This window comes from Flavimaribacter sediminis (assembly GCF_019492055.1).
GTDB lineage: Bacteria > Pseudomonadota > Alphaproteobacteria > Rhizobiales > Rhizobiaceae > Flavimaribacter > Flavimaribacter sediminis.
In genome coordinates, this window is the sequence record NZ_JAICBX010000001.1 from 1213258 (window position 1) to 1238388 (window position 25131).

Annotated in this window: 30 protein-coding genes, 1 tRNA gene and 1 pseudogene; 10 read left to right on the forward strand and 22 right to left on the reverse strand. The window is 55.6% G+C overall.

The annotated features are described in order from the left end of the window. The first annotated feature begins 29 nt into the window (after nucleotides 1–29). Entirely contained in the window at nucleotides 30–278 is a 249-nt protein-coding gene (locus K1W69_RS05710) for a hypothetical protein (RefSeq protein WP_220227345.1), read from the forward strand. 57 nt (nucleotides 279–335) lie between these two features. On the opposite strand, the gene K1W69_RS05715 is transcribed toward K1W69_RS05710, so the two are convergent. The 5 genes from K1W69_RS05715 to K1W69_RS27425 are packed head-to-tail and all read right to left on the reverse strand — an operon-like array spanning nucleotide 336 to nucleotide 4251. Next, nucleotides 336–1619 carry a DUF2254 domain-containing protein gene (locus tag K1W69_RS05715; protein ID WP_220227346.1) on the reverse strand — a complete coding sequence of 428 codons (1284 nt, stop codon included), beginning with the start codon at nucleotides 1617–1619 and terminating at the stop codon, nucleotides 336–338. Further along, the gene (locus tag K1W69_RS05720) at nucleotides 1616–2554 is read right to left on the reverse strand and encodes a diacylglycerol/lipid kinase family protein (protein ID WP_220227347.1); all 939 of its coding nucleotides are present in this window, start codon (nucleotides 2552–2554) and stop codon (nucleotides 1616–1618) included. The genes K1W69_RS05715 and K1W69_RS05720 overlap by 4 nt, the downstream gene beginning before the upstream one ends. Before the next feature lie 26 nt (nucleotides 2555–2580). Then, a complete protein-coding gene (locus tag K1W69_RS05725; protein WP_220227348.1) occupies nucleotides 2581–3342 on the reverse strand; it encodes a Crp/Fnr family transcriptional regulator in 762 nt (253 codons plus the stop codon). A 25-nt stretch (nucleotides 3343–3367) separates the two neighbouring features. Then, a complete protein-coding gene (locus K1W69_RS05730) occupies nucleotides 3368–3934 on the reverse strand; it encodes an RNA polymerase sigma factor (protein ID WP_220227349.1) in 567 nt (188 codons plus the stop codon). Beyond that, entirely contained in the window at nucleotides 3931–4251 is a 321-nt protein-coding gene (locus K1W69_RS27425; protein ID WP_370688189.1) for a NepR family anti-sigma factor, read from the reverse strand. The genes K1W69_RS05730 and K1W69_RS27425 overlap by 4 nt, the downstream gene beginning before the upstream one ends. Nucleotides 4252–4288: 37 nt before the next feature. Between K1W69_RS27425 and K1W69_RS05740 the strand changes: the two genes are divergently transcribed. Then, nucleotides 4289–5083: a response regulator gene (locus tag K1W69_RS05740; protein WP_220227856.1), complete on the forward strand. Its 795-nt coding sequence runs from the start codon at nucleotides 4289–4291 to the stop codon at nucleotides 5081–5083. Nucleotides 5084–5283: 200 nt separating this feature from the next. Then, the gene (locus K1W69_RS05745; protein ID WP_220227350.1) at nucleotides 5284–6303 is read left to right on the forward strand and encodes a sensor histidine kinase; all 1020 of its coding nucleotides are present in this window, start codon (nucleotides 5284–5286) and stop codon (nucleotides 6301–6303) included. A 52-nt stretch (nucleotides 6304–6355) separates the two neighbouring features. On the opposite strand, the gene K1W69_RS05750 is transcribed toward K1W69_RS05745, so the two are convergent. Then, complete coding sequence (locus K1W69_RS05750; protein ID WP_220227351.1) at nucleotides 6356–6553, reverse strand: CsbD family protein; 198 nt, start codon at nucleotides 6551–6553, stop codon at nucleotides 6356–6358. A 220-nt stretch (nucleotides 6554–6773) separates the two neighbouring features. Beyond that, nucleotides 6774–6968 (reverse strand): hypothetical protein, encoded by a 195-nt coding sequence (locus tag K1W69_RS05755; protein WP_220227352.1) that lies wholly within the window; start codon nucleotides 6966–6968, stop codon nucleotides 6774–6776. Nucleotides 6969–7186: 218 nt separating this feature from the next. Here K1W69_RS05755 and K1W69_RS05760 point away from each other — a divergent pair, with 218 nt between their 5' ends. After that, nucleotides 7187–7435, forward strand: a complete 249-nt coding sequence (locus K1W69_RS05760) for a hypothetical protein (RefSeq protein ID WP_220227353.1) — start codon at nucleotides 7187–7189, stop codon at nucleotides 7433–7435. Between the two features lie 33 nt (nucleotides 7436–7468). Here the strand turns inward: K1W69_RS05760 and K1W69_RS05765 are convergent, their stop codons facing one another. The 3 genes and pseudogenes from K1W69_RS05765 to K1W69_RS27280 all read right to left on the reverse strand — a co-directional run. Continuing rightward, a complete protein-coding gene (locus K1W69_RS05765) occupies nucleotides 7469–7984 on the reverse strand; it encodes an HdeD family acid-resistance protein (protein WP_220227354.1) in 516 nt (171 codons plus the stop codon). A gap of 75 nt (nucleotides 7985–8059) precedes the next feature. Continuing rightward, nucleotides 8060–8230 (reverse strand): hypothetical protein, encoded by a 171-nt coding sequence (locus K1W69_RS05770; protein ID WP_220227899.1) that lies wholly within the window; start codon nucleotides 8228–8230, stop codon nucleotides 8060–8062. Nucleotides 8231–8469: 239 nt separating this feature from the next. Beyond that, a pseudogene (locus K1W69_RS27280) lies at nucleotides 8470–8946 on the reverse strand (hypothetical protein); the annotation flags it as partial. A gap of 62 nt (nucleotides 8947–9008) precedes the next feature. Here K1W69_RS27280 and K1W69_RS05780 point away from each other — a divergent pair. Continuing rightward, nucleotides 9009–9677: a TetR/AcrR family transcriptional regulator gene (locus K1W69_RS05780; RefSeq protein WP_220227355.1), complete on the forward strand. Its 669-nt coding sequence runs from the start codon at nucleotides 9009–9011 to the stop codon at nucleotides 9675–9677. Nucleotides 9678–9704: 27 nt separating this feature from the next. Here K1W69_RS05780 and K1W69_RS05785 read toward each other — a convergent pair whose 3' ends face one another. From K1W69_RS05785 to K1W69_RS05805, 5 genes are all read right to left on the reverse strand, one after another. Next, nucleotides 9705–10001 (reverse strand): hypothetical protein, encoded by a 297-nt coding sequence (locus tag K1W69_RS05785; RefSeq protein ID WP_220227356.1) that lies wholly within the window; start codon nucleotides 9999–10001, stop codon nucleotides 9705–9707. Between the two features lie 170 nt (nucleotides 10002–10171). Continuing rightward, nucleotides 10172–10363, reverse strand: coding sequence for a hypothetical protein (locus K1W69_RS05790; RefSeq protein ID WP_220227357.1), 192 nt, complete (start codon nucleotides 10361–10363; stop codon nucleotides 10172–10174). 162 nt (nucleotides 10364–10525) lie between these two features. Beyond that, a tRNA-Leu gene (locus tag K1W69_RS05795) sits at nucleotides 10526–10612 on the reverse strand. 72 nt (nucleotides 10613–10684) lie between these two features. Further along, nucleotides 10685–10975, reverse strand: a complete 291-nt coding sequence (locus tag K1W69_RS05800) for a nitrate reductase (RefSeq protein WP_220227358.1) — start codon at nucleotides 10973–10975, stop codon at nucleotides 10685–10687. Between the two features lie 25 nt (nucleotides 10976–11000). Continuing rightward, the gene (locus K1W69_RS05805; protein ID WP_220227359.1) at nucleotides 11001–12203 is read right to left on the reverse strand and encodes a CobW family GTP-binding protein; all 1203 of its coding nucleotides are present in this window, start codon (nucleotides 12201–12203) and stop codon (nucleotides 11001–11003) included. A gap of 259 nt (nucleotides 12204–12462) precedes the next feature. On the opposite strand from K1W69_RS05805, the gene ilvA reads away from it, so the two are divergent. Together ilvA and K1W69_RS05815 are read left to right on the forward strand one after the other, a co-directional pair. Then, nucleotides 12463–13710: a threonine ammonia-lyase IlvA gene (gene ilvA / locus K1W69_RS05810; protein WP_220227360.1), complete on the forward strand. Its 1248-nt coding sequence runs from the start codon at nucleotides 12463–12465 to the stop codon at nucleotides 13708–13710. A gap of 72 nt (nucleotides 13711–13782) precedes the next feature. Further along, entirely contained in the window at nucleotides 13783–14976 is a 1194-nt protein-coding gene (locus K1W69_RS05815; protein WP_220227361.1) for an MFS transporter, read from the forward strand. Nucleotides 14977–15003: 27 nt separating this feature from the next. Here K1W69_RS05815 and K1W69_RS05820 read toward each other — a convergent pair whose 3' ends face one another. Both K1W69_RS05820 and K1W69_RS05825 read right to left on the reverse strand, forming a co-directional pair. Further along, complete coding sequence (locus K1W69_RS05820) at nucleotides 15004–15999, reverse strand: alpha/beta hydrolase (protein ID WP_220227362.1); 996 nt, start codon at nucleotides 15997–15999, stop codon at nucleotides 15004–15006. A 19-nt stretch (nucleotides 16000–16018) separates the two neighbouring features. Beyond that, nucleotides 16019–16495, reverse strand: a complete 477-nt coding sequence (locus K1W69_RS05825) for an Lrp/AsnC family transcriptional regulator (protein WP_220227363.1) — start codon at nucleotides 16493–16495, stop codon at nucleotides 16019–16021. A 159-nt stretch (nucleotides 16496–16654) separates the two neighbouring features. Here K1W69_RS05825 and ald point away from each other — a divergent pair, with 159 nt between their 5' ends. Continuing rightward, complete coding sequence (ald, locus tag K1W69_RS05830; protein WP_220227364.1) at nucleotides 16655–17773, forward strand: alanine dehydrogenase; 1119 nt, start codon at nucleotides 16655–16657, stop codon at nucleotides 17771–17773. An 81-nt stretch (nucleotides 17774–17854) separates the two neighbouring features. Here ald and K1W69_RS05835 read toward each other — a convergent pair whose 3' ends face one another. From K1W69_RS05835 to K1W69_RS05855, 5 genes are all read right to left on the reverse strand, one after another. Then, the gene (locus tag K1W69_RS05835) at nucleotides 17855–18412 is read right to left on the reverse strand and encodes a GNAT family N-acetyltransferase (RefSeq protein ID WP_220227365.1); all 558 of its coding nucleotides are present in this window, start codon (nucleotides 18410–18412) and stop codon (nucleotides 17855–17857) included. Then, the gene (sseA, locus tag K1W69_RS05840; protein ID WP_220227366.1) at nucleotides 18409–19263 is read right to left on the reverse strand and encodes a 3-mercaptopyruvate sulfurtransferase; all 855 of its coding nucleotides are present in this window, start codon (nucleotides 19261–19263) and stop codon (nucleotides 18409–18411) included. The genes K1W69_RS05835 and sseA overlap by 4 nt, the downstream gene beginning before the upstream one ends. A gap of 12 nt (nucleotides 19264–19275) precedes the next feature. After that, entirely contained in the window at nucleotides 19276–20010 is a 735-nt protein-coding gene (locus tag K1W69_RS05845; RefSeq protein WP_220227367.1) for an alanyl-tRNA editing protein, read from the reverse strand. A 2-nt stretch (nucleotides 20011–20012) separates the two neighbouring features. Continuing rightward, nucleotides 20013–21050, reverse strand: a complete 1038-nt coding sequence (locus K1W69_RS05850) for a cysteine synthase A (protein ID WP_220227368.1) — start codon at nucleotides 21048–21050, stop codon at nucleotides 20013–20015. A 203-nt stretch (nucleotides 21051–21253) separates the two neighbouring features. Beyond that, entirely contained in the window at nucleotides 21254–22474 is a 1221-nt protein-coding gene (locus tag K1W69_RS05855) for an SAM-dependent methyltransferase (RefSeq protein ID WP_220227857.1), read from the reverse strand. A gap of 439 nt (nucleotides 22475–22913) precedes the next feature. Between K1W69_RS05855 and K1W69_RS05860 the strand changes: the two genes are divergently transcribed. Together K1W69_RS05860 and K1W69_RS05865 are read left to right on the forward strand one after the other, a co-directional pair. After that, complete coding sequence (locus tag K1W69_RS05860; protein WP_220227369.1) at nucleotides 22914–23630, forward strand: anti-sigma factor; 717 nt, start codon at nucleotides 22914–22916, stop codon at nucleotides 23628–23630. 479 nt (nucleotides 23631–24109) lie between these two features. Further along, the gene (locus K1W69_RS05865; RefSeq protein ID WP_220227370.1) at nucleotides 24110–24886 is read left to right on the forward strand and encodes a hypothetical protein; all 777 of its coding nucleotides are present in this window, start codon (nucleotides 24110–24112) and stop codon (nucleotides 24884–24886) included. Nucleotides 24887–25131: the final 245 nt, after the last annotated feature.

Genomic DNA, 25131 nt, shown 5'->3' on the forward strand with positions numbered 1-25131 from the left:
AGACACTTTTCTACACTGAAGGCAAAGAGATGGAAAAAGGCACGACAAAAGCTCAGATCCAGGAAATAGTCACAGACCGCACCAAATCGCCGGAAGAACAACTGCAGCTTCTCGAGAAAATGCGGCAAGAGGTCAGAGCCGAAATGCGGGCGGCCACCGAGAGTCCGATGGTCGACGACAATGATCTGGGAGCGGAACTCAAACTTGTTGAAGAGGCGATCGAGAGCATCGATCCGGACGCCGAAAGCACGCAAGAGACAGGCGCAGCCACTCTTTAAATCCGGATAAAACAGCCCTGATAGATATCGAACCGCGCTGGCGTCGGTCGCAGGAGATCAGTTCTCCTCGTTCGACGCCTTTTCTTCATCAAGATCGATTTCGCGCACACTTGCAGGCAGGTCGGAGCGGACACTGTCGATATCATGGTCGAAATGGCCCGATTGCTTCAGCTCCATGATCAGCAGTTGCGCGTGTTCTGCAAGGACTTCGTCATTTTCTTTATCTCCAAGGCCGTACAATCTCGACAGGGCTCTCGCAAGCGCCTGCGCGACCGGAAGATTGTCCGCTGTGGCCCGCCGAAGCGGATGAAAGGCCTGACCGAGCATGTCGCTGAATGACAGTTCCGGAAGAACGACCCGAACCTTGTCGTTCTCGTCGCTTAGGAAAAGAGGTCGGGTTGATCGATCGGCAATTCGGGCGAGGGCGCTGGAAAGGCTGTCGATTGCGGCAATGGCGGTGTAAGCGTCGTTGACGCCGGGGGAGAGCGCACGAAGCGCGATTTCGACGAGCAGGTGTATGTTGAATTCGATCGGGCGGCTTTGCGAGCGAGAGGGTTCGATGTGAACCAGCTTTCGTATCTCGTCGCCAACATCATCGCCGACCTCTTTTGAAAGCGCCAAAAGTGTTTCGTCGCTGAGGACGAAACCACCTGGTGACATAACCACGCGCACGACGATGTCTTCCCGACTTGCAAGGGCGACGAGATCCTCTTCAGCTATTGCGCCGATATAGCCTGCCGAACCCGCGTCAAGCCCCTCCTTGCAATCGATTTCAGGCACATCCCCGGCCTCGTCCACCCTGTTCATATGCTTTGTAAGGGCTTCTCCCAGCCGCGTGGTGATCTTGGCTATTTCATCGTCTATGGACACGCTCTCCGAGACATGACGAACGAAAAAGATCAGCTGGAAAACGCATAGCATTGAAAGCAGCACGGCTCCGCCGACTGTTATGCGTGGAACGAAGTTCGGATGTACGAAGGCCAGGGCGACTAGGGCATAGAGAAACGTCCCGCCGAACAGACCGGCCGTCACCTGGTTCACTGTCTCTGTGCTAAAGCGTTTCAGCAGCCGTGGCCCGATATTGCCTGCGGCCAGAGTAAATACGACCAGCACAAGGGAATAGGTTAGACTTAGCGTCGTGATCGCGGCGCCGGCAATCGCCGAGAGAACGCTTCGGGCGCTTTCATCGTTGAATTTCAGGATGAAGAATCCAGACACGCCAAGATCAAACCGGCTCTCAATAACAACAAGAATTGGCGCCAGTGCGCCTATTGAAAAAGCTATGATGGCGGGAATCGTGAAAAGCACGACGACCGGATATTTGAAGATGAAAGACTTCATCGGGACGCAAGCAGGCCGCCGTCGACGCAGAGACCGGCGGTTTCCTGCGGCGCCAGGACTGTCAAAGCGCCGGGATGGGATTCAATCGTCACGCGGCTTGCCAGATCAAGAAGTTCTCCGTCGATGAGGGCGACGCCGCTGTCCGCTACCTCGGGGAACTCCAGTTCGACCTTGTTTGCTGTTTCCTCATGTATGTCCGAATTCGATCGCCAGGAGCCGGCGGCAAGATCGGCCGCGAGAGACAGGTAGCTGGCGACGTCCAGCACGCCCGCTGTGTAAATGCCGAGTTTACCGCTGTTGGGATCATCGAAATACGGCAGGTGTCCGTCTCCGTATGGATTGTTGGATACGGACAGGTTGCTCAACAACTCATCACGCTCTCCACGTATGGTTTTGATTATTGTCCGCACCGTCGGCGGGTTGGCGACCTGAGAAGTAAAGGCCCGGAAACTCGCGAAGATTTTCGTCAGCCTGGAATCGAAATTATATTGATTGCGTTCCTCGACGAGCTGCGGATGCATGCCAATCGAATATTGATGAATGAAGGGTCTGCCGTTGGCTGTCGCCACATCGCAAGCGATGGGACGGCCGCCGGCAAGGGCCTGTATGGCTTCGTTGAGGTCCAGTGGTATGCGCAATCCCCGCGCAAAGAGATTCATTGTTCCGGCCGGCAGCACCGCCAGAGTCTTGCCGTTTTCCCAGCATTGAGCGGCGGCGGATGAAATCGAGCCGTCGCCGCCTCCAACCAGAACGACATCCGCGTCGGATTTCACTGCCTCATCAAGCTTTTTCTGAAAATGATCGCCTGACGTCACGCATCCGGTCACGCCGTAACCAGCTTGGGAGAATTGTGTTTCGATGAGTTCTAGTATTTCGCCCGGTTCCAGCGTCTTCAGCGTACCGCTTCCACTATTGAGTATAGCCGCCAATTTCATGGGTCACCTGTCAGATTGAGCTGAATTCAGATGTATGGTCTGTCAGTCGTCGACGGAGGCGCCCAGTTGGCGATCGTCGAGAGTCCGTTTTCATCCCGTACCTTGCATTGCCCGCCTGTCCATTCGATGAGGTCGCGCGATACAAGTTTCCTGAGCGTCTTGTTCGTATGAACGACAGATAGGCCAAGTGTGTCGGCGACATGCTGCTGGGTGATGGGAATGGCGGTGTTCGACGAGACCAGCGCCCGAACAGCCTTTGCGCGTTTGTGCAAAAACAGAAGCAGGTATGCGGAGCGCTCAAGCGCGTTGCGTTGCCCCACGCTCAACAGATGTTCGTCGAGGATCGATTCTTCCCGGGCCGCTATCCACGTCAGATCGTAACTGAGTGAAGGAAACGACCGGAACAACTCCGACAGTCGTTCGCGCTCGAAGACGCACATGATCATCGGGGTGAGCGCCTCGATGGAATGCTGCATCTCTCCCATGAGTGTCCCCTGCAGACCGATCATGTCTCCGGGCAAGACATAGTTCAAGATTTGCCGGCGTCCGTCGTCGAGCATTTTGTAACGGAAACCCCAGCCGCTGAGGAGGGTATAGAGATGGGCGCTGTGAGACCCTTCAACGAGCACAGTCGAGCCCCTGTCCGAGATCAATTCTCCGGTCTTGAAACGCTTGACGAAATCCAGTTCCTTTTCGTCGAAACTCCTGAAAATCTCGAATTTCTTCAGCGGACATCTTGTGCAGGGTGTCCAGGCTGTCTTGACCTTGCCGTTGGTCTTTCCTGTCATCTCGCTCAATATCTCCGACCGGCGATCAGCTTTTGGCGAAGGCGCGATTGGTCGTCGCCATCGAATTCGCATCCGGACCGTAAGCGCCTTCGTCGTCGATGCTGAGAGCAACCAGTAGGCTGCTTCGAGCCCGGCTGACACGGCTCTTGATCGTGCCAATGGCGCATTCGCAGATACTAGCAGCTTCTTCATAGGAAAATCCCGAAGCGCCAACCAGAATAATGGCTTCACGCTGGTCATCGGGCAGCTTTTCGAGTGCCTTGCGGAAATCCTGCAGATCCAGCGAGCCATATTGCTCCGGATGGACCGCGAGGCGTTCGGTCAATATGCCGTCGCGATCTTCCACCTCGCGCCCGCTTTTCCGCATTTGGCTATAAAAAGCGTTACGCAAAATCGTAAACAGCCAGGCTTTCATGTTTGTGCCGGGCTCGAAGGATTCCTGTTTCGCCCAGGCCTTCAGAATCGTATCCTGCACAAGGTCGTCCGCGCTGCTTGCATCACCGATCAGGGACATCGCGAAGGCGCGAAGGCTCGGCAGAGCAGACAACAAATCCCTCTTGAAACTGTAGTCAAGATTTTCTGTTGTGCTCACTTGCGATTTCCATCTTTTTGCGATGCTTCTGCAGCGTCGAGTTTCTCGAGAAGATCCAGAAAGCGGTCGGGTATCGTTTCCGTTTCGACCTCGTGATAAATCGTCCGCAGCTGTCTAGCGATCTCGCTGTTCGGATCGATTTCCCCGGAACCTAGACTCTGTGAATCTCCAGATGGTTTGTTTTTACTCATCAATCTGCGTCTCTCCTGCGCTGCATAACCCGCAAAAACCCCGGTTTCGAATCGATTGGTAACGCCATACCCGTAAATTTGTTCCTTGCCCGGGAACTTTTTTTTGCTTTCCTCGTTGATACTCATCGTAAAGACCAATTACCCTTCATCAGGAGAGTCAAACATGTCATTGTCCACCCGCATCGCTCCCCACTTGCCGTTGCTGCGCCGATTTGCGCGAGCGTTCACCGGCTCGCAGACATCTGGCGATGCTTACGTGGAAGCAACGCTGGAAACGCTCATTGCGGATATTTCCGTTTTTCCGGACGCTTCGAGCGATCGCGTTTCGCTTTATAAACTGTTCTGTCAGGCCTTTGGTTCCCTCGATGTGCAACTGGAGCCCAAAGCGTCGCCATTTGGCTGGGAACGGCGCGCGGCGGCCAACCTTGCGGCGGTTCAGCCGCTCGCACGGCAGGCGTTCCTTCTCGTGGCGGTTGAAGGATTTAGCGAAAGCGAAGCCGCGGAAATCATGAACACGGACGAGGCAGGTATAGAAAAGCACCTCGATGAAGCCTCAGGGGACATCTCACGGCAGATTGCGACCGACGTGATGATAATCGAGGACGAACCTCTCATTGCCGTCGACATCGAACAGATCGTGCTCGAACTCGGACATTCCGTAACTGGTATTGCCAGGACCAAGGATGAGGCGATGAGCCTTTATCACCGGAGCAAGCCGAAGCTTGTGCTTGCAGATATACAGCTTGCTGACGGGAGTTCGGGTATCGACGCTGTCAATGAAATTCTGGCGGACGAGAGCATACCAGTCATATTTATCACTGCTTTTCCAGAACGCCTGCTGACTGGCGAGCGTCCGGAACCTGCCTTCGTTGTAACGAAACCTTTCAGTCCTTCGATGGTAAAGGCGCTTATCAGCCAGGCGCTTTTCTTTGACGAAAGAGCGGAAGCTGCGGCGTGATCAAACAGTGATGCAATGGTTGGAACCATTCCTTGTCACCACTGTTTAACGTGCAAGATGTGCGCCTGTCGGAAAACTATGTGTTGTTCACCAGTTTGCCGGTTGTAGTCACGGTTTCTCAGCGATTTGCATCGCTTGCGAGCCAATCATGACGGATCCTGTCAATCGCTCCGACAGGCCACACGTAATGTAGCATCCGGATGGACAAGCCATTGACCCGCTGGCGGAAATCAAACCAGGAAGACAGCACCGTTCAACGCTATCTTGTCGCGGCTATGGAAGAGTCGGGGCTGTGCATCGCCATACAGAACCAGGACCTTGAATATCTTCAGATAATGAATATGCCGAGCCGCTGGAAAGCAGCTCTCGACCAAGAGCCGGACGACGCCTCGATTTTCGGCGCGGAGTTCGCCGGTCGGCTGGCCAAGGTCAAGGCTGAGGCTTTGAAAGGTGGAGAAACGAAAACACTGGAGATGATGCTTGAGGGAGATCTCGCCTATGAGTTCGAAATCAAGCCGTTTATCGCCGGTGACGGCTCCACCTATCTGCAGACGATCATTCGCGACATTTCGCTGAAAAAGTCGACGGAACGCATTACGGTGTCCTTGCTTCGCGAAGTCAGCCACAGATCAAAGAACCTTCTTGCGATAATCCAGAGCATAGCCACCCAAACCGCCAGGCACAGCGATACGCTCGATACATATCTGCGTCGGTTTCGGGGTCGGCTGTATTCACTGGCGCGCGCTCAGGATCTGATTACAGATTCCGACTGGAAAGGCGCGATGCTGAAGGATCTTATTCACAATCAGGCGCAGAGTTACTTTCCAGATGACAATAAGGCCATAGTTTTCACCGGCGAAAACATATTGTTGTCGCCAAGCGCTTCGCTGTATCTCGGTTTGGCGTTGCATGAACTCATCGTTCAAGCCGCTTCACGCCGCTTTATATCGAATGGCGCACAGAGTATCGCCGTGAACCTCGAACGTTATAAGAGCAAAGGCGCAGAAACCGCTCCGCATGCTCATCTTGTATGGCGTGAAAATTACGCAGGGGCTCCACACATTGGAATGGTGAACGATCAACCTTCGGATCGCATGGAGTTCGAGCAAATGCTGTTGGAGAAGATCGTTCCCGCCTCCCTGAATGGCACAGCGTCTTTCGACGCCGGTGATAATTCAGTCGAGTATGAGATTACATTCCCTGTAAGCAGCCAGAAATAGAAACAGCGCCGCTCGATGGAGCGGCGCTGTTTTGTTTCTTGCTTTTTTTTAGTCAGGCGCGAGTGAGCCAGGTTTCGATCTCACGGTCGATCTCGTCGACCGACTTGCCGTAACGCTCCTGCAGCTTGCCCTGGAGCTGTTTGCGGTTGCCTGCGATATAGTCGATGTCGCTGTCGGTGAGCTTGCCCCATTCCTTCTGGACCTTGCCCTTGACCTGTTCCCAATTGCCTTCGATCTGGTTCCAGTTCATTTTCAATTTCCTTTCCTGAAAGAGTTTTTACATAAGACGCTGACGTCTGATGCGTCTGACCTGTAAACGCGGCTACGGCGTATTCCGTTCCAAGGCGGGATGGTTTCTTCGAAAGCTTGCGCCTGAAAAGCCAAGCCCCGCTGCAGTGTGCAGCGGGGTAAAAACCGGATAGATGGGTTCGGAGAAACTTTCCCGAGATCAAAAGAAGTTCTGCTTAGTTTTACCTCAGGCCGAAAACAAGCAGTAGAAGAACCACGATCACAATCGCGCCGGCGATACCCGCTGTCCGCCAATGATTGGCGCCGGGATGTGGACTATGGTCGGTGTTTGGCAGGGCGTTCGGAAGGCTGGTTTCCTGAGTTTGTTTCAGATCGGCTTCCGCTTCAGCTTTTGGAACATTCCTTTCGTCACTCAAATCAACCTCCATTTAGCTCGTAATTTTGAAACGCGCAGCTTCCAGAACAGTTCCATGAGGCTTCCGAGTCGATGTGTTGATCCGAAGCAGAGAAAGAATGTGAGTTTTATACAGCGAACGACGCGTGTGGCAGAAAACAGGGAAAAGTATGAAGATGTTTTGGAACTTGGAGCGTTTCCTGACGTTTACGCACAGACAGAGGAACACAAGGAAAAGTTATGTCGGAGAAATTGACCGGACGCGAAGCAAAACAGGGAGATCGCAGTCCCAGCCTGATCAAAGCCCTCTTGATTGGCCTGGCGGCGGCGGCCGTCGTGTGGGTTGGCGTGGAAATTTACGGATACGCATTGCAGGACGATACTGCGCAGTTGGAGGAACTGACCGACGTGCAAGACAAACCTTCCGATACGATGTCCACCGGAAGCGTAGAGCGTACCTCGACACAAACGCAGGATCAGACTGACTGACTGAAAGTCGGCAATCGGTCACCAGGCGATTGGTCAGGTCGGCGATCTTCGAAAGAGACTGAGCGCGATAAGACTTACCCCGTTGGAGATGAGTTCTATCGCCAACATTACGCCGAGGAGAACCGTCGCCGCTTCCTGGAAATTGGTGAAAATAAGGATCGCAAGAACGATCGACACCAGGCCGGAGATCAGGATCAGCGGAAAATAGCGCGCCCGCCTGATTTGGTATGCGGTAATCAATTTGGAGATGCCCGCCGCCGCGATCAGAACGCTGAGGACCAGCGTAAGGGAAATCACGCCCGAAAACGGATTGCTGAGCAGGGAAATACCGGCCAGCAAAGCCAGCACGCCGATCAGCCCGGCCCATAGCGAAGCGCCGCGACCTTGCTCGCGAAAGGCCGAAATAACCTGCAAGACGCCGACGATAATGAAAATCCAGCCGATAAGTCTTTCGGCTGCAAAGGTCGCCGCCAACGGGTTGAGAAGGGCGACAAGCCCACCGACGATAGAGATAACGCCAACAATCAGCCAAAGCATCCAGTTCTTCATCGCTTTTCCCCCGAATGACCAGATTCGTCCAAGAGTAACATCTCGAGCGGGAAGCAGGAAGAAACAACGATACTATCAGTTCTTCGGAACGACTTTTGGACGCAAGTGGCGCCTCTGCGCGGCGATACGGAATAGCGCGTTTGCCGCGCCGTAGCTGTCGTAAACGCCTCGACGTTCCACAATTTCGAAGAAGAAGCTTTCGCGCTCCGTGTTGATGATGATGTTGATTTCGTTCGGCCGCCACAACGCGACATCCTTGCAACATCGGTCGCTAGACCTGTGAATAAGTCAAAAGTCCGAACAGCCTGAAACACGGCCATCCCTGCGCCCGAGAGCGTTCTGCAACCACGCAACCTTGCGACCCGTAGCAACTCGGACTCGAGTGGAAAATTCGCAATGTTCGCGCCCCACATTTTCGGACGGTTGAGCGCCTCGGGAAGGGGAAGGCCGGGCAGGTTCGCCATGCCGACCGGAGTAGCGTTCACAATCCCGTCCGCAGTGCCGGCTGCTTGTCCTAGATCATCCACCGCCAACGCCCGTCCGGGGCCATGTCGAAGGTTGAGCGATGCCGCCAAAGCTGCGGCTTTTGACGCGTCCGCATCGGCAACCATCCGTTTTTCCACATGGCGGTCCGCCAGGGCATGCGCCACTGCGGCTGCTGCGCCGCCGGCGCCGAGCAATAGCACTGCGCTGCGCCGTAAATCGTTCATGTTGCGGCGAAAGTTCTCGGAGAACCCCCATAGATCTGATCTGTATTGTGTCCAAAACCTTCCGTCTCGTGCAAGGCGGGCGTTCGCGATAGTTGAATGCCACGGCCAACGAGCCTGATTAGCACCGACCGCCGGTTGCGCGTCGCGCCAGTCACGTCCTGATTGATCCTGGCACCCTCGATGACCAAGTCTGCTCCACCCATCCTCGCAAGGAGGCCCGTTATGTACTGTTTCGTTAAATTTATAACGCATTTGTACTAAACAGTTAAAACAAACAATTGGCGAAGCGCGGCAAAGGACTGTAGAAGAGGGGTATGGAATCACAGCGGCAAGCCGAAGCCGGGAAAACCGTTCAGCGTCAGCGCTGGAAACAGGATCCGGAGGGCGTTCGGGCTAACATTCTCGAGGTGGCCCTCAAAGAATTCGCCGACCGTGGCTTGTCCGGCGCCCGCATGGATGAGATCGCCGCCAAGACGCGGACGTCGAAGCGGATGATCTATTACTATTTCGGAGACAAGGACGGCCTGTACCGAAAGGTTCTGGAACAAACCTATCGCAAAGTGCGCACAGGCGAGAAAGAGCTCATGCTCGATCACCTCGCGCCGAAAGAGGCGTTGCGCCGTCTGACCGAATTCACCTTTGATCATCACAGCAGGAATCCGGATTTCATCCGTATCGTGATGATCGAGAACATTCATCACGGCGAATACCTCAAACATTCAGACCTGATACGCGGTTTGAACCAGGAGGCCATTTCGCGGATCGAAGCGATCTATGACAAGGGTCTTGAGCAGGGGGTGTTCCGACGCGGCTGTTCGCCGCTTGCCATTCACTGGCTCATATCAGCGCTCAGCTTCTTTAATGTTTCAAACAGGGTGACCTTCTCACTGCTGTTCGGCGACGCGCTGCATAATCACGCCGGACAACTCGACTTGCGTTCTCAGGTGGCCGACGCCGTTCTGAGGTTCGTCGCGGATGAATAGGGTGAGTCGAATGGAATATGCGCGCCGCTACCGTCTGGATTTGCGAACGCACTGGCGCACCTGGCATTTCCTTGTGTCGCGCGTCGTCACATAAGCCGGCTTGGACATGCTCGAAGAACGACAATCCCTGCTCGACGCCACGAACGTATCATAGAGGGGAACCCCCGGATTTCTCGGTGACGCATAGTGTAGTTGAGCTATTCCGTCACGCTTGAGGGCCGATTGGATCTGCGCGCAGGTCATCCCGCGCGTATTATATGTGTTCATCGCGATTGCAGACACGGTGGTCATGCTCATGATGGCGGCAAGAAGCAGTGTTTTCATCGCCGTATCTCCGCTGAAACCGGTGTCGAAGGATAGGGCAGAATAGCCCGGGATAACAGTCCGACATCGATTGCAGGTGATCTCCGTCCTTCAGTCAGGGCGTTCTGACGCCCTTGCTGTCATATGTTCATACAAGGAAGGAGTGATGAAAACGGGACGTCCGCAGTGTATTATACGTCGCAAATGACGATATCGGCGGCTTCTGGTCTTATGCGCTGCGCGACGTCGTAGGCGTCGAAATAATCCTGTGCCGCGACCTTGCATTCTCCGATCGGTTTGTCATGAGTATCGAAGAACGTCACGTCGAACATGGCCAGTCCGGCGGGGGCGTTATAGGTTGAGGCGACTGCATCGTGTTTCATTGGAGGTAGGGCTCCCTGTTATGGTTAATAAACAGTGTTTATACCTAATATTAACCACAATTAATAGCCGCCAGTGGCACTTACGCTGCGCAGTACACCTAAATTACCGATATTTAATGTTTTGGCGGGGTGCATAACCCGAAAATCAGGCATTTATGCTGCTGGTGCCCCCTGCCGGACTTGAACCGGCACGCCCGAAAGGGCCACAGATTTTAAGTCTGTTGCGTATACCAATTTCGCCAAGGGGGCACGCGCCGCTACTGGTAATTATCCGGAGGCGGATTGCAAGTTTTTTCAGGCGCGGTCGCGATCGCAGCAAAACTATGCAATTTCGGCGAGATCGTCTCTGGTAATATCGGAAATCGGCAAATGGATGCGCAAAGTTTCAATCAGCTTGCCCGTCTGAATCACGCCGATGACTGTCTCTATATCGGGGCACCCTTCATCGCGGCAGGCAAGTTCTGTCACGGAAACAGCCACGTCGGGTTCGAGTTCGAGAATCTCTTTTACCCATTCCTTGATCCGCCGCGTCTTTTCGGGAACGCCGCGTCGCGGGGCGAGGGGATTCGCGAGAGGGTTGAACGGGGATGTCGAGCGGGTGGTATCAACCATGATGACGTCCTTGCCAGTGTGTCGCCTAAAATTTCCAGACGCGAACCATCTGGATGGCGCCGGATCGAAATACTTTCGTCATGCCTGTCTTGATCATGGTCAACGCCCGCTCGACAAGGGGGGACTGGCTACTGAGCGAGGCCTCGAACAATTGCTTAACCGGATCCGGTTCAACCCCGTCCGTAATGAATACCAGACGTGTCCGGTGGTCGTCGTCCGGCCAATGATCCAGGACGGAATGGGGATAGACGACGTGCTGAACAGCATGGACGATGCGCGGTCTGTCCGGTTCTTCCTCAAGACTGACAATTCCCTTTACCCTGAGAAGGCTCGGGCCGGCTGAATCGGTAAGAAGCTTCAGGAATTGGAGGAATGCGGCGGCGTCGACCGGTTGCTCCCGGACAATTGCGAATGTCCGGATTCGCGCGCCATGGCGAGCAATGCCCGCCTTATCGCTGTCCATGTTGACGGGATCGCTTTCCTCGGAGGCAATCGCGCTTTCCAGCGCAAGCCATGAGGTCACGTCGTCTCCCAGATCCACAGGTCGGTAAGGACGCGGCAGAAACAGTTTCGCAGGGTCGAAATCATTGTCGCGCCAATCGATAATCGGAACAGAGGAATTCAAGGCGCCGAGTTGGACGCGCAGCCTTGCGATGTCTTTTTGTTTGGCGGTCTCGCGGGCGAGATCGGTTTTGGTGAGCACAAGGCGGTCTGCGAACGCAATCTGCTTGGAGGCCTCGAACTGGTTCTCTATCGTGAGTTCGGCGGTAAGAACGTCTACAAGCGTGATAACACCGGCGAGTTCGAAGTTGCGCGCCACAATGTGATCGGCAAGCCCGAAAGCCGCAACGCCGCCCGGTAGCAACTGGTTGACGATCGGAGCAGGGTCTGCGAGCCCCGTCGTTTCTATGATGACACGATCAAAGGTGATCTCCCCGGAGTCCGCAGTCGCCAGCAATTCGTGCAGAGTTGAACGAACATCGCTCCCCATGGTGCAGCACAAGCATCCCGTCGTTGCGCGCGTGATGCGGGTTTCACCGACACGGACGAGGTTGTGATCCAGAGCGACGTCGCCGAATTCGTTGATAATGACGGCCGTGTCGCCAAAATCCCGCTGTTGCAGAACATGATTGAGGAGCGTGGATTTTCCCGAACCGAGAAACCCTGTCAAAAGGAATACCGGGATCTTGTCTCTGTGCGCGCGGCTTTTGGATGAAGGATTTTTCATGGCATGGTCGGGCTGAATTTGCGTGTAATAGTATAACATTTTTTGGCGGCCAAGTATTATACTTCATTGCCGGACGTCAAGGTGGAAGTAACGTCTGCATGCTCCGGCCGGCCCGACACTATTTCGTCAGCGTCGGCAGTGCGGCTTGTCACGATATTGTCTTGGAGAATCGCAAAGCCCTAAATTCCTTCAACCCATTTTGCGCGCTGCAGCCAATCGGCTATAGGGTGCAGAGCAAAACTTTGGGTTCAAAATCCGCATGAAAAACGCCAGTGAGAACGCCGCAGCCGCCATGCGCAGCATCTTTCCCGAAACACCGCTGCAGCTGAATGAATTTCTGAGCAATCGCTACAACGCCCGCATTTTTCTCAAACGCGAAGATCTCTCGCCGGTGCGTTCGTTCAAAATTCGCGGCGCCTTCAATTTTCTGAGAAAGGCGATAGAGAAAGACGCCGACGCCGATCGTTTCGTATGCGCTTCGGCCGGGAATCACAGTCAGGGTTTTGCTTTCGCCTGCCGCCATTTTGCGCGTCACGGCGTGGTCTACATGCCCGTTACGACGCCGCAGCAGAAGATCGACAAGACGAGAGCTTTCGGCGGCGAATATATCGATATCCGGCTGTTCGGCGACATATTTGACGACTGCTATCGCGCAGCAGTTGACTATGGAGTGCAGAACGACGCCGTCATGGTGCCGCCGTTCGATCATTCCGACATCATCGAAGGACAGGCGAGCGTCGCTGTCGAAATCGCAGCGCAGATGCCTGAAGGCGACGGGATTGATCTCGTCCTTGTGCCGGTAGGCGGCGGCGGGCTGGCATCCGGGGTGACAGGCTATCTCGATGGCGTCGTCGCCAGGGACAGTTTCATTTTTTGCGAACCAGCAGGCGCGCCGAGCCTCAAGGAGTCGTTGGCCGCGGCCAGTCGCGTCAGGCTTGCTCAGGTGGACAATTTCGTGGATGGCGCCGCAGTGGCGGAAATTGGCGTTGAAAATTTCGAGCGCCTCAAGGGTTTTTCTTCTGAACAGGCGATCACGATCGGCGAAAACGCGATTTGCGCAACCATGACGGAGTTCCTCAATGTTGAGGGCGTGGTTCTGGAACCGGCCGGCGCGCTTCCAATTGCGGCGCTTGAAAAACTCGATCCGGATGTGCTGAAGGGCAAAACAGTGATTGTGATCGTCTCGGGCGGCAATTTCGATTTCGAGCGGCTGCCCGACGTCAAGGAAAGGGCGATGCGTTATTCGGGGCTGAAGAAGTATTTCGTCATTCGACTGGCTCAGAGACCGGGAGCTCTGCGCGACTTTCTCAATATGCTCGGTCCGGAAGACGATATCTCCCGCTTTGAATATCTGAAGAAGTCGGCGCGCAATTTCGGGTCAGTGCTAATCGGCATCGAAACAAAGCATTCGAGCAATTTCGCCGATTTGACGCGGAAGTTTACAGAGTCGGGCCTGCGCTACCAGGACATTACCGAAAACGACATTCTGTCCAGTCTGATCATCTGACAACTTGCAATCGCTGATGAAATCGGTTTGGGATTAGGCCCCGCCTGGCGGAGCGGGAGGAGGATTCAGATCATGGCCGGTATCGTAGCGCTTGCGGCTGCCTACATCTTTTCACAGTTTTACAGGTCGTTTCTGGCTGTGCTTACTCCGGTGCTTTCCGAGGAGCTTGGCGCAACCAAGGCGGACTTGTCCCAGGCTTCGGGCACGTGGTTCCTTACATTCGCGCTCATGCAGTTCATCGTTGGCGTGTCGCTTGACCGGTTCGGGCCAAGGCGCACCGCGGCCGTTCTGTTCGCATTCGGTTCGGGCGGCGGCGCCTTGCTGTTCGCCTTCGCCAATGCGCCGTCGACGATCACGCTCGCTATGGGTTTGATCGGCATTGGCTGCTCGCCAGTTCTGATGGCCTCGCTCTTCATATTCGCGCACCGATTTGCTGCTGCGCGTTTTGCAGTGCTTTCATCATGGCTTATGGCGCTTGGCACGGCGGGAAATGTCATCGGAGCCCGTCCCCTTGTGCTCGCGATAGAAATGGCCGGATGGCGAACGACCATTTTCACGCTGGCGATCATCTCTCTTGCTGTGGCAGTCGCGGTTTTTTTGATCGTAGAGGATCCCCCGAGACAAAAGAGCGACGGCTCCAGCTTTGGCGGGTATCTGCAACTTTTGAAGATGCCGGCGATGTGGCTGGTTGGCCCCCTGATGGCGGTCAGCTATGCGCCCGCCGCGGGTATACGAGGCCTGTGGATAGGCCCCTATTTTTCGGATGTTTACGGGGTTTCACCAGACGTTCTAGGCAATGTCGCGTTATTCATGGCGGTTTCCATGATTATTGGCGCGTTCCTATATGGGCCAATGGACACGCTGTTGAATACCCGCAAGTGGGTCGGGTTCTTCGGAAACGTCGTCCTGACCCTGGCTCTGCTGGCATTGTTTGCATGGCCAGTCCTGCCGGTGCTGCAGGCAAGTCTCTTGATGATTGTCATCGGGCTTTTCGGCGCCAGCTATGGCTTGATCATGGCGCATGGCCGCGCCTTCTGCCCGCCCAGTCTGGTTGGACGCGGGGTCACGCTGCTGAACTTCTTTTCGATAGGAGGCGTGGGGCTGATACAGTTCCTGACCGGACGGATTGCCGACAGCACTTTTGATCCGGCCGCCCCGGAGCGCGCCTTTTCTCTGGTGTTTGCAACCTATGCCGGCCTCATGCTCATGGCGCTAGTGATCTATCTGTTTTCGCAGGACAAGCCGCCGCGCGAAAAAGCCGGGTAGATACGCTGCGTGATCGCGCCCAAAGGGCTAGAGGCCAAGTCCTTCTATCCACATGGTGATGATGTTCGCTGCTTCCTGTGTCGTGCCGGGAGACACGATGTCGCCCGCCAGCACGTGTTGCGATGCGCTGTCCACATTCTCAATCACCATGATTTTCGCATCGCCGCCCCAGCGTCCGGCCATATTTCGTGTTTCCTCCGGACTGACCACCTGATCGTTTTCGGAGATCAGAAAAAGAGCGGGAACCGTGATCGCTTCGATATCGGATTTGCGCGTGTCCCGGACCAGCTCCGACATCGGCAGCAGCACGGATGAGGGATAGCGGGTCGTCCAGTTCTCTCCCTGACCCTCGTTCTCAGGCTCGAAACTGCGCCATTCTCCAACGGTCAGATCAAGGATCTGCTGCGCCCAGGGTCCAGCCAGCAGGTCCGATCCGGCGGCCTGCATTCTGTAATTGGGAGATATCATCACCAGGCCAGCGACATCAGGCAACGGGTTTTGCCGAGCCGCCAGCCAGGTTGCAAGCGTGCCGCCGGTGGATGTGGCCATGATAATGACGTGTTCGCCGATCCTGCGGCCAATCTCCACTGCTTCAGCAGTGTCGTTTGTCCACTTGTTGTAAGTGGCTTCGCCCATGGCTTCGGGTGTTCGGCCGTGTCCCGCCAGGCGCGTATAGAAGAGATTGGCGTCAAGCCTTTCTGCAACGAGATCGGGCACGGGCCTGATTTCGGCGGGCGAAGCGGAAAAGCCATGGATGTAGACGATCGAAATCGGCGTTTTGGCTTTTGAGTTGGGGTAAGCCCAAACCAGCTGCTTTTGGTTGTTTTCGCGTATGTCGTCAAAGCGCGATTCCCTTTCGGCGATATAGGCGTCAATGTCGTCGCCGATCGCCGCCGGGTCGAAGCGTATGGCCGTGTCGGGCTGAATGCGTGGGCCGGCGAGATAAACGATCGCCAGCGCCGCGATCACAATGACTGCGGAGTAAATTATTACCCGTAACCTGGAACGCTTTCTTCTTTTCATTCGATTTGTTCTCCCCCGTTCAGGAATCGTGCATATCAATGTCGATGTTCGGTCGATCAACCACCTCGCGCAACGCGAAGGACGAGTTGATCTTGACCACATGCGGCAATGCCGAAAGCCATTCCTTGTGGATTCTTTCGTAGTCCTGCAGGTCGCGGGCGGCAACCCGCAACACGTAATCGTATTCACCCGACATGAGATAGCAAACGAGGACATTCGGACAGCGCCTGACCGCCACCTCGAATTCGCTGAGCGTCTTGCCGAATTGTCCCGACAGCGAAATTTGCACGATGACGGTCATGCCGTGGTTGAGCGCATTGTTTGAAATGCGCGCATAGTAGCCCCGAACAACGCCGGATTTTTCCAGAATATCGAGGCGGCGCGAACATGCCGACGGTGAAAGCCCGACCTTGTCCGCCAGGTTTGCGTTGGAGATTCGGCCATCCTGCTGCAGTGTACGCGCAATAGCGATATCGATCGCATCAAGCTTGTTCATTCGAATATCCTTCGAACAATGCTAATAATTTGGAATAATATTCAATTCTTGCGTGGCTATCAATCCCAGTTTGCAAGGACATTTCGTGGGTTTTGCGATGAAATGATCGCCATTGTGACTGCGGCGAACAGACGCCGCTACTGTGAGGAGACATCAGAAATGCGCGTGGGTTGCCCAAAGGAAATCAAGAACAACGAATATCGGGTCGGCCTTACGCCAGGTTCCGTCCGCGAATATATCGCTCGTGGTCATGAAGTGATTGTGGAAACCGGGGCAGGCCTTGGCATCGACGCAGACGACGGAGCCTATCGCGCCGCAGGAGCAAAGATCGTCGAAACGGCGAAGGATGTTTTCGAGCAGGCGGACATGATCGTAAAGGTCAAGGAGCCTCAGCCAGCGGAATGGGCGATGCTGAGGGAAGGTCAGCTTCTCTATACTTACCTGCATCTGGCTCCGGATCCGGAACAAACGAAAGGTCTGGTGGAATCCGGGTGTACGGCGATCGCCTACGAAACCGTCACCGATGCCCATGGCGGACTGCCGCTTCTTGCCCCGATGTCCGAAGTCGCCGGGCGGCTCTCGATTCAGGCGGGCGCCACGGCGCTTGAAAAGATCAATGGCGGGCGCGGCCTCCTGCTTGGAGGCGTGCCGGGCGTATTGCCGGGCAAGGTTTCCATTATCGGTGGCGGCGTGGTCGGGCTCAATGCAGCCAAGATGGCTGTGGGTTTGGGCGCGGACGTCACCATCGTCGATCGTTCCCTCGGACGCTTGCGCGAGCTGGACGACCTTTTCGGCGGACGTATCCACACACGCTATTCGACCATCGAAGCCGTCGAAGAAGAGGTCTTTTCAGCCGATGTCGTCGTCGGCGCCGTTCTGATACCTGGCGCGGCAGCCCCGAAGCTCGTCACAAGAGAAATGCTTTCGGGCATGAAGAAGGGTGCGGTCATTGTCGATGTCGCCATCGATCAGGGCGGATGTTTCGAAACCTCTCACGCGACGACGCATTCCAACCCGACGTTTGAGGTCGATGGCGTTGTCCATTATTGCGTCGCCAATATGCCGGGCGCAGTTCCTGTCACCTCGGCGCATGCGCTCAACAACGCAACGCTGCAATATGGATTGCAGCTTGCGGACAAGGGATTGAAGGCGATTGCGGAAAACCGGCACCTGCGCGCGGGCCTGAACGTCCACAGGGGACGCATCACGAATGAGGCTGTCGCCAGCGCCCTCGGATACGAACTTGCCGAGCCGGAAAGCTTTCTGAAGGTCGCTTGACGTTTCTCCCTCAAGCGATCGTGCCAAACCAGCCCCGTCGCACCAACGGGGCTGGTTTTTTTGTGAAGAGATTTTGCGGGATCAGTCCCGTTTCATGATCTTGAGCAAGTCATCGTCCGTCAGCGGATGGATGAATGTGTCGCTCTGGCCGATCGGTTCGAAACCGAATTTCTGGTAAAGTGGAAGCGCAGCCGGGTGGTCTAGCGTGCAGGTGTTGATCGTCACCTTGTTCGGATTGAGCTCCCATGCAGCGTCGATCGCCTGTTTCAGGAACCAACGCCCCAGCCCCATGCCATGGGCGTGGTCCATCATCCCGAAATACTCGATGTTGACGGAATCGTCCTGCTGCGCGCGCAATTCGAAAAGTCCCGTCGGCGCACCGTCCAGATAGAGCACGTCGATTGTCGTCTCTTGCGAATGAACCAGCGCAGCCAGCGCCGTATCATCGAGCCGAAGCCGCGCCACCCAGTGCCAGCGTCGTCCTATGCGGTATTGCAGATAGCGATAGAAATGAAGCGGCATCCGATCCTGGCGCATCAATGCGACGTGCAGGTTGACCGGCATGGGCGCGGTCAGTTTTGGGCGCTCTTTTTGTTGGAGATAGGTGACGACGGCTTTTCGGGGCGATTTCCTGATCATCGGCCGTTTCCCGTGTCCACCGGGGTGTCGTCGCGCGAGCCCCATTCAGACCAGGAGCCGTCATAGAGCCTGTTGTCCTGGTGACCGAGTGATTCAAGGGCGAGGATGATCGCCGCCGCCGTAACGCCGGAGCCACAGCTCGTCACCACAGGCTTTTCCAGATCCATTCCTGCTTCGTCGAAAACGGATTTGAGCGCCTCGATGTCCTTCAGATAACCGTTATTGGACAGGGTCATCACCGGTATGTTGAAGGCGCCCGGCATATGTCCCGAACGCATGCCTTCGCGCGGCTCCGGCTCGGCGCCGGAAAATCTTCCGGGACTGCGCGCATCGGCAATCTGCGCGCCGCCTTCAGAGACGATCGATTGAATCATCGAGAAAGGGGCGAGGCGACTGTCATCTAAATCGGCGATGAACTCGGTGGGCGTCACCACCGTCATGTCATTGGTGACAGGTCTGCCGTCTTTTTTCCAGTTGTCCAACCCGCCATCGAGAACGTGGACTTTCTTCGCGCCCATGACGCGGAGCATCCACCACACACGAGGCGCGGTGAAAATACCCGGACCGTCATACACGACGATCGTATCGTCGTTGGACAATCCCAGCCTGGACGCATGCGCAGCGAAAACCGACGGTGAGGGAAGCGTGTGGGGCAGGGCGGATCCCGGCTCCACGATTGCATCCTGATCGAAGAACACGGCCCCCGGAATATGAGCAGCTTCGTATTCCTCTCGCTGATTCCGGTTATGGATGGGCAGATACCAGGAGGCGTCGACAATTTTCAGGTCAGGTTCCGGGAGACGCGACTCCAGCCAGTCGGCAGACACGACAAAGGGGCTTTTCACAGACATGTACGAATAATCCTATTCCGGCAACGGGCCGAATCGTATTCGGAATCGTCTGTTTTCTCGACCCTTTTTCTCAATCTTTCCGATATGAATTTCGCCGACTTCCTTCGTCTCGGAAACGTGGGTGCCTCCGCATGGCTGGCTGTCGACCGATGAGCCTTCGCCGATACAGACAAGCCGTACGCGTCCGCTGCCTTTCGGAGGGCGGACATTCTTCGACTTCACAAGCTCAGGATTGGATTCCAGGTCGGCTTCGGTGATCCATTGCGTAAAGACGGGGTGGTTGCCTTCCACGAGTTTCATCAGCTTCCCGGTGACATCCTTCTTGTCGACGATCTCGCTCATGTCGAAATCGACCCGGCTCTCGTTCTCGCCAACGGAGGCGCCGGTGATGCCATAGGGGCAAATAACCGTGAGGAGATGGCAGGCGGTATGCATGCGCATCAGCTTGTAGCGCCGCTCCCAGTCGATATGGAGCATCAGTTTTTCACCGACGCCGGGAACCGGTTGATCGTTTGCAGGAACGTGGATGATCTCGGCCTTGCTCTCGCCCGTAATCGTCGCGGCGATGTCGATCCGGGATCCATCTTCACGCTCAAAAAAGCCGGTGTCGCCCGGCTGGCCGCCGGAGGTTGCGTAGAAGCACGTGCGGTCGAGCACTATGCCGCCGCGATCACTTATCGCGACGACCGTGGCTTCGGAAGTCGTCAAATAGCTGTCTTCGATGAAAAGCGGTTGAGTGTCCTGCACGGTCAATCCTCGACGTAGGGTATGTCGATCGCCGATTCCCTTTCCATCCAGTCGGGGTAGGGCAGATCCTTTGATTTCAGGAATTCAGGATTGAAAAGTTTTGACAGATAGCGGTTTCCGTAATCGCACAGCACGGTCACGATCGTGTGCCCCGGACCCATCTCCTGCGCCATGCGGATTGCGCCCGCTATGTTGATGCCCGAAGAACCACCCAGACACATTCCCTCTTCCTGGATGAGATCGAAAATGATCGGCAGCGCCTCTGAATCCGGGATCGAATAGGCGAAATCCGGGGTGAATCCTTCAAGGTTGGCCGTGATGCGTCCCTGACCGATGCCTTCGGTGATGGAATTGCCTTCAGATTTGAACTCGCCATTGACGTAATATTCGAAGAGAGCAGCGCCTTTCGGATCGGCAAGGCCGATTTTTACGTCCGGATTGCGCTCCTTGAGGCCAAGGCTGACCCCGGCGAGAGTGCCGCCCGAGCCGACGGCGCAGATGAAGCCGTCTACCTTGCCGTCCGTATCCCGCCAGATTTCCGGCGCGGTCGTCTCGACATGGGCCTGTTTGTTGATGGCGTTGTCGAACTGGTTGGCCCAGATAGCGCCGTTTTCTTCTTCGGCCGCAATCTGTTCGGCCAGACGGCTCGACAAGCGAACATAATTGTTGGGATTGCGATAGGGCGCGGCCGGCACCTGTACGAGTTCGGCGCCAAGAAGGCGGAGCGCATCCTTTTTTTCCTGGCTTTGTGTCTCGGGGATGACAATGACGGTGCGGTATCCGAGCGTCTTGGCGACCATGGCAAGGCCGATGCCGGTGTTTCCGGCAGTTCCCTCGACGATAACGCCGCCGGGGCGCAGCAAGCCCTTCGTCTCGGCGTCGCGCACGATATAGAGCGCTGCGCGATCCTTCACCGATTGTCCAGGGTTCAGGAACTCTGCTTTTCCAAGGATTGTGCAGCCGGTCAGCTCGGAGGCCTTCTTCAGCTTGATCAGTGGCGTATCGCCTATGCCGCCCAGCACCGATGCTTCGAAATTCATGGCGTTTCGCCTCCCGTTTGACGCGACTAGGCGCGATCTTCTTAACAGTTTGTCGCCTGCAGACAAGGCAGTCGCTGGCCAATGGATAGTCTGTCGGCGGCGCGTAAACAAGGAATGTCTTTCGCCGGTAGCGCGCCCTTGCGATAGACGATTTTCAGCGGTCGCCGGGATTTCAAATTAATATTCGCGCCACGTCCTGACCGTCACGCCTTTTCATAGACAAGCTGCCGAACATTGATGTTTTCAGCGCGAAAACCGGCCTCGCAATAATTTAGATAGAATTCCCAAAGTCGTTTGAAACGGCCGTCGTACCCAAGCGGCTGAATGGTTGGCCAGGCGGCGGTGAAACGTTGATACCACTCCGCAAGCGTACGGGCGTAATCATGTGCAAAGGCGCGCTCCGTGGTTAGCGACAGTCCGGCTTCCTTACCCAGGTTTCCCATGATTTCCCGTGTCGGCAACATGCCGCCCGGAAACACGTATTTCTGAATGAAGTCGGGACTTCGTCGGTATTGCGCATACTCCTTTTCGTGAATCGTGATCACCTGAATCCCGGCGGAGCCACCGGGTTTGAGGCACTCCCGCAACTTGTCAAAATATATATTCCAGTATTTTTCGCCGACGGCCTCGAACATCTCCACGGAGACGATGTGGTCATATTGTCCTTTTTCCTCGCGATAGTCCTGAAAACGCAGCTCCACGAGATCGGTCAAGCCTGCCTTTTTGATCCTGTCTCTGGCGTAGTCGAGCTGGCTCTGGCTTATCGTCAAGCCTGTGACTTTGACGCCCCTGTCTTTCGCCAGATATTCGGCGAACGCGCCCCATCCGCAGCCGATCTCCAGAACATGGTCCCCGGGCTTTGCGCCAATTGCGTCAGCGAGCGCGGCGTATTTGGCTTTTTGCGCGCTTTCCAGATCGTTGGCGCCGGTCTGATACAACGCGGACGAATAGGTCATGCCGGGGTCGAGCCACTGCTCGTAGAACGAATTGCCGAGATCGTAATGCGAGGCGATATTCTTTTTCGCCTGGCTCTTGGTGTTGCTGCGAAGAAAGTGGCGCAAATTCTCGACGACCAGGGAAAGCACGCGCGCGATTCCGGCCATGTGGCTGCGCATGTCGGCGTTGACGACAAACAGTTCAAGAAACGTCGGCACGTCGGGGCTGTCCCAGTCACCGTCGACATAGGTTTCGGCGACGCCGATCGTGCCGCGACGGATCGCAGCGGGAATAAGCTTCCAGTTGTGCAGGATAAGCGTTGCGTCCGGGCCCGGTTCGTCGCCCTTTATTGAATGATTGTTCCCGTCGGGAAACTGGATGGAAAGCGAACCGCGCTTGAGATCCGCAAGCATGCGCAACATCGCGCGCGCGCCGAACGGTATGTTGTGGTGCGGCATGTGCTCTTGAGAGCGTCCAGCTTTTGACATGGAGCCGGATCCGTCAATTTCGTTTTCCGACAAAGGCTTCTCCCTGCTTGCACTAGCGCCGATATGTGCGCCGCCGGCTACTATTCTGTCTGGACCTGCTGGCCTATCTGTTGGTCCTGCGCTTGCCAGCGCGCTTTTTATATCTTCATCCTGCTGCTTTTGTCTTCCCGCCGAGTTGCTTTTTTCCAGGATCAAGCAATCTGAATAGACTGTGTGGCCTCGGAAATAGCCGGACGTGGGTTCCTGTCTCATCGCGATTGTCCTTACTCTCTGTAGGACGGCCGCTGTGCAGGGCACTGTCATGTAGAACTCAAAGCCTGGCGCGCCTGTTCCATTCCTGGTGCATAAGTTGAATGTTTCACCTGTCAGGCGCTTGCAGATCGACAGGATGTGCGGATCAATAGATGCGCAAATGATTGGAACGGAGCCTTGCGAAGCTGTGAGAGCGCCTGGAACGATGAGTGGCGGAGACCGATACGAGCAATTCGACGACAATCAGGTCGCCGACTTCGTGCTGGGAACGTTGACGCGTGACCAGCGCGCCGAATTCGCAAACCGACTGCGCATCGATCCTTCTCTTGCAATGGCTGTGCGACGCTGGGAGGCTCGTCTGCTGCCGTTGAGCGATGAGATCACACCAGACGAACCTCAGCGCGCCGCGAACCAGAACGCGGAGAAAACGCTGAATAAGGAGCCTGAAAACCAGGCGTCCTGGTGGTCCAGCCTCGCCGTGTGGCAGGCCGCAAGCGCCGTGTGCCTCGCAGCAGTGCTGTTGCTAGGCGCATCCCTTTTAGCGCTGCAACGGGAGGCGGATCGATTTTCTCCGTCATTCGTCGGTCGCGTCGCCGGAAATCCAGATATTGTGCAGCTTCTCGTCGCCTATGATCCGGCGCGATCCGTGTTGAAGATCAACCGGACGCAAGGTGGGCCCGGGCAAGGACGCGATTTCGAACTTTGGCTGATCTCGGTCGGGAAACCGCCCGCCTCTCTGGGCCTGCTCGCACGAGACCGTATTTCCGAAATTTCGGTTCCGGACGGCTTGGCCGTGCTCATGGACAACGCCGTCCTCGCGATCAGCGATGAGCCGGCCGGCGGCTCGTTTTCCGGTCAGGCGACGGGCGCTGTGCTGGCGACGGGCAATCTGGTGCGCCTTTAGCGAATCACATAACTTAAGGCCAAGCCTGTGTGCTGAACTTTACGGCAGGACAAGGCTTTTCCGGTGTGAATATCAATAACTCGATGAATACGCGCATGCGGATAGCTCGGATCTTCGGCTTAAGCTTTCCAACGAGGCGAAACGGCGACTTGGTGAAGTCGTATTCGCTGTAGCTGTCTGCCACTGTATTACAAGCGCCCGAAGCGCTCCCGCAACAGACAGCTGAATTTGGCTGCATCGTCGAACCAAAGGTGCGCGCATCTCAACTGGTAACTGATTCTCCAATAAAGCGTTTCGACAGGTGGTTTGGATTCGGCGAAGTCGTCTTTTAGTCCTGTTTTATCGAGATATAACAAGGAATTCGATCAGGATACTGAGAGGATCATCCCATCTTTATTGATAATTTCCGCCATGGACTAAGCTGGCGGGTATTGCATTATTAAATGCTGAATATGTTCTTTGCATCCGGGTTATTTTGAATGAGAGAATATTTTTTTTATTGCTTTATTATTAATACAATATTTCGGCGTTTTATGCTTGAATCTCTCGGTGTGATTTGTTCCCGGTTGTTTTTCATCGGCGCAACCGCAACGATATTGTTGTTCTCATTGTGTCTTATGCCGCTACAGACGTGGGCTGCCTGCTCGACAAGCGGCACTAAGGTGACGTGCACCGGCAGCGATCTTGGCCCGATCAGCTATACTGAAGCGGATGCCGTCGATGAGATCGTGGTCGAGGATCTGACCGGCGATGTCAGCGGTTCGGACGGGACGGCGATCTCGCTGACGGAAGCCGGCGCCGGGGGATCGGATGACGGCGACGACGGTTCGTCTTCTTTTCCGGCTACTGTGACCTTCGATGGAACCAACGGCAGCGACACCTGGGGCGTTACCGATGCAACGGACACCAGCATCATTGTGACGACAGTCGGTGGTGCAGGTTATAGCGGAGAATCCAAAAGCGGGCGCCACGAAACGGCCGGCGATGGCGGTGACGGCGGTGCGGGATCGGCCGCCTCAATCACCATGACCGGTGGTTTCGTCAGTCAGACCGAAGGCGAGACCGGCATAGCAATATTGACAATTGGTGGAGCCGGAGGAACAGGCGGTGAAGCCAAGTATGATGGTGACAGTTTTGATGACTCAGACGTCTATGGAGGCGACGGAGGAACCGGCGGCGCCGGCGATACGGCGACTCTGACGATCAGCGACTTGTCCGATCCGAATAGCAGCTACGGAATCGATCTGTTCCTATAGCGCTTTTTATTATTCTCATTCACCTGGCTGCCCGTTGGGTTGAGACGAAATCGGTCTGTGACGGCAATTCGTTTGGGAACGTCGGTAGTGGTCCTGTTGATTCGGAAAAGTAGAAGGAACCTTCATTGCCTGATTAGAGCATCCAACAAACGCAGGGGCGAAAATTCCGTACGTTTTGTCGCGTCCATGTCGCATGGAATCGTTGGAGTACGGTGTAAATCATTGTAATCAAACAGTCGCCGTTT

Excerpts from the sequence above, each read along its gene's own strand:
- K1W69_RS05780 (WP_220227355.1), top strand. The coding sequence starts at position 9,009 with ATGGAATCACAGCGGCAAGCCGAAGCCGGGAAAACCGTTCAGCGTCAG.
- ilvA (WP_220227360.1), top strand. The coding sequence starts at position 12,463 with ATGAAAAACGCCAGTGAGAACGCCGCAGCCGCCATGCGCAGCATCTTT.
- K1W69_RS05825 (WP_220227363.1), bottom strand. The coding sequence starts at position 16,495 with ATGAACAAGCTTGATGCGATCGATATCGCTATTGCGCGTACACTGCAG.
- K1W69_RS05835 (WP_220227365.1), bottom strand. The coding sequence starts at position 18,412 with ATGATCAGGAAATCGCCCCGAAAAGCCGTCGTCACCTATCTCCAACAA.
- K1W69_RS05790 (WP_220227357.1), bottom strand. The coding sequence starts at position 10,363 with ATGAAACACGATGCAGTCGCCTCAACCTATAACGCCCCCGCCGGACTG.
- sseA (WP_220227366.1), bottom strand. The coding sequence starts at position 19,263 with ATGTCTGTGAAAAGCCCCTTTGTCGTGTCTGCCGACTGGCTGGAGTCG.
- K1W69_RS05820 (WP_220227362.1), bottom strand. The coding sequence starts at position 15,999 with ATGAAAAGAAGAAAGCGTTCCAGGTTACGGGTAATAATTTACTCCGCA.
- K1W69_RS05815 (WP_220227361.1), top strand. The coding sequence starts at position 13,783 with ATGGCCGGTATCGTAGCGCTTGCGGCTGCCTACATCTTTTCACAGTTT.
- K1W69_RS05785 (WP_220227356.1), bottom strand. The coding sequence starts at position 10,001 with ATGAAAACACTGCTTCTTGCCGCCATCATGAGCATGACCACCGTGTCT.
- K1W69_RS05740 (WP_220227856.1), top strand. The coding sequence starts at position 4,289 with ATGTCATTGTCCACCCGCATCGCTCCCCACTTGCCGTTGCTGCGCCGA.
- K1W69_RS05850 (WP_220227368.1), bottom strand. The coding sequence starts at position 21,050 with ATGAATTTCGAAGCATCGGTGCTGGGCGGCATAGGCGATACGCCACTG.
- K1W69_RS05855 (WP_220227857.1), bottom strand. The coding sequence starts at position 22,474 with ATGTCAAAAGCTGGACGCTCTCAAGAGCACATGCCGCACCACAACATA.
- K1W69_RS05760 (WP_220227353.1), top strand. The coding sequence starts at position 7,187 with ATGTCGGAGAAATTGACCGGACGCGAAGCAAAACAGGGAGATCGCAGT.
- K1W69_RS05805 (WP_220227359.1), bottom strand. The coding sequence starts at position 12,203 with ATGAAAAATCCTTCATCCAAAAGCCGCGCGCACAGAGACAAGATCCCG.
- K1W69_RS27425 (WP_370688189.1), bottom strand. The coding sequence starts at position 4,251 with ATGAGTATCAACGAGGAAAGCAAAAAAAAGTTCCCGGGCAAGGAACAA.
- K1W69_RS05710 (WP_220227345.1), top strand. The coding sequence starts at position 30 with ATGGAAAAAGGCACGACAAAAGCTCAGATCCAGGAAATAGTCACAGAC.
- K1W69_RS05725 (WP_220227348.1), bottom strand. The coding sequence starts at position 3,342 with ATGACAGGAAAGACCAACGGCAAGGTCAAGACAGCCTGGACACCCTGC.
- K1W69_RS05865 (WP_220227370.1), top strand. The coding sequence starts at position 24,110 with ATGAGAGAATATTTTTTTTATTGCTTTATTATTAATACAATATTTCGG.
- ald (WP_220227364.1), top strand. The coding sequence starts at position 16,655 with ATGCGCGTGGGTTGCCCAAAGGAAATCAAGAACAACGAATATCGGGTC.
- K1W69_RS05745 (WP_220227350.1), top strand. The coding sequence starts at position 5,284 with ATGGACAAGCCATTGACCCGCTGGCGGAAATCAAACCAGGAAGACAGC.
- K1W69_RS05800 (WP_220227358.1), bottom strand. The coding sequence starts at position 10,975 with ATGGTTGATACCACCCGCTCGACATCCCCGTTCAACCCTCTCGCGAAT.
- K1W69_RS05720 (WP_220227347.1), bottom strand. The coding sequence starts at position 2,554 with ATGAAATTGGCGGCTATACTCAATAGTGGAAGCGGTACGCTGAAGACG.
- K1W69_RS05715 (WP_220227346.1), bottom strand. The coding sequence starts at position 1,619 with ATGAAGTCTTTCATCTTCAAATATCCGGTCGTCGTGCTTTTCACGATT.
- K1W69_RS05750 (WP_220227351.1), bottom strand. The coding sequence starts at position 6,553 with ATGAACTGGAACCAGATCGAAGGCAATTGGGAACAGGTCAAGGGCAAG.
- K1W69_RS05765 (WP_220227354.1), bottom strand. The coding sequence starts at position 7,984 with ATGAAGAACTGGATGCTTTGGCTGATTGTTGGCGTTATCTCTATCGTC.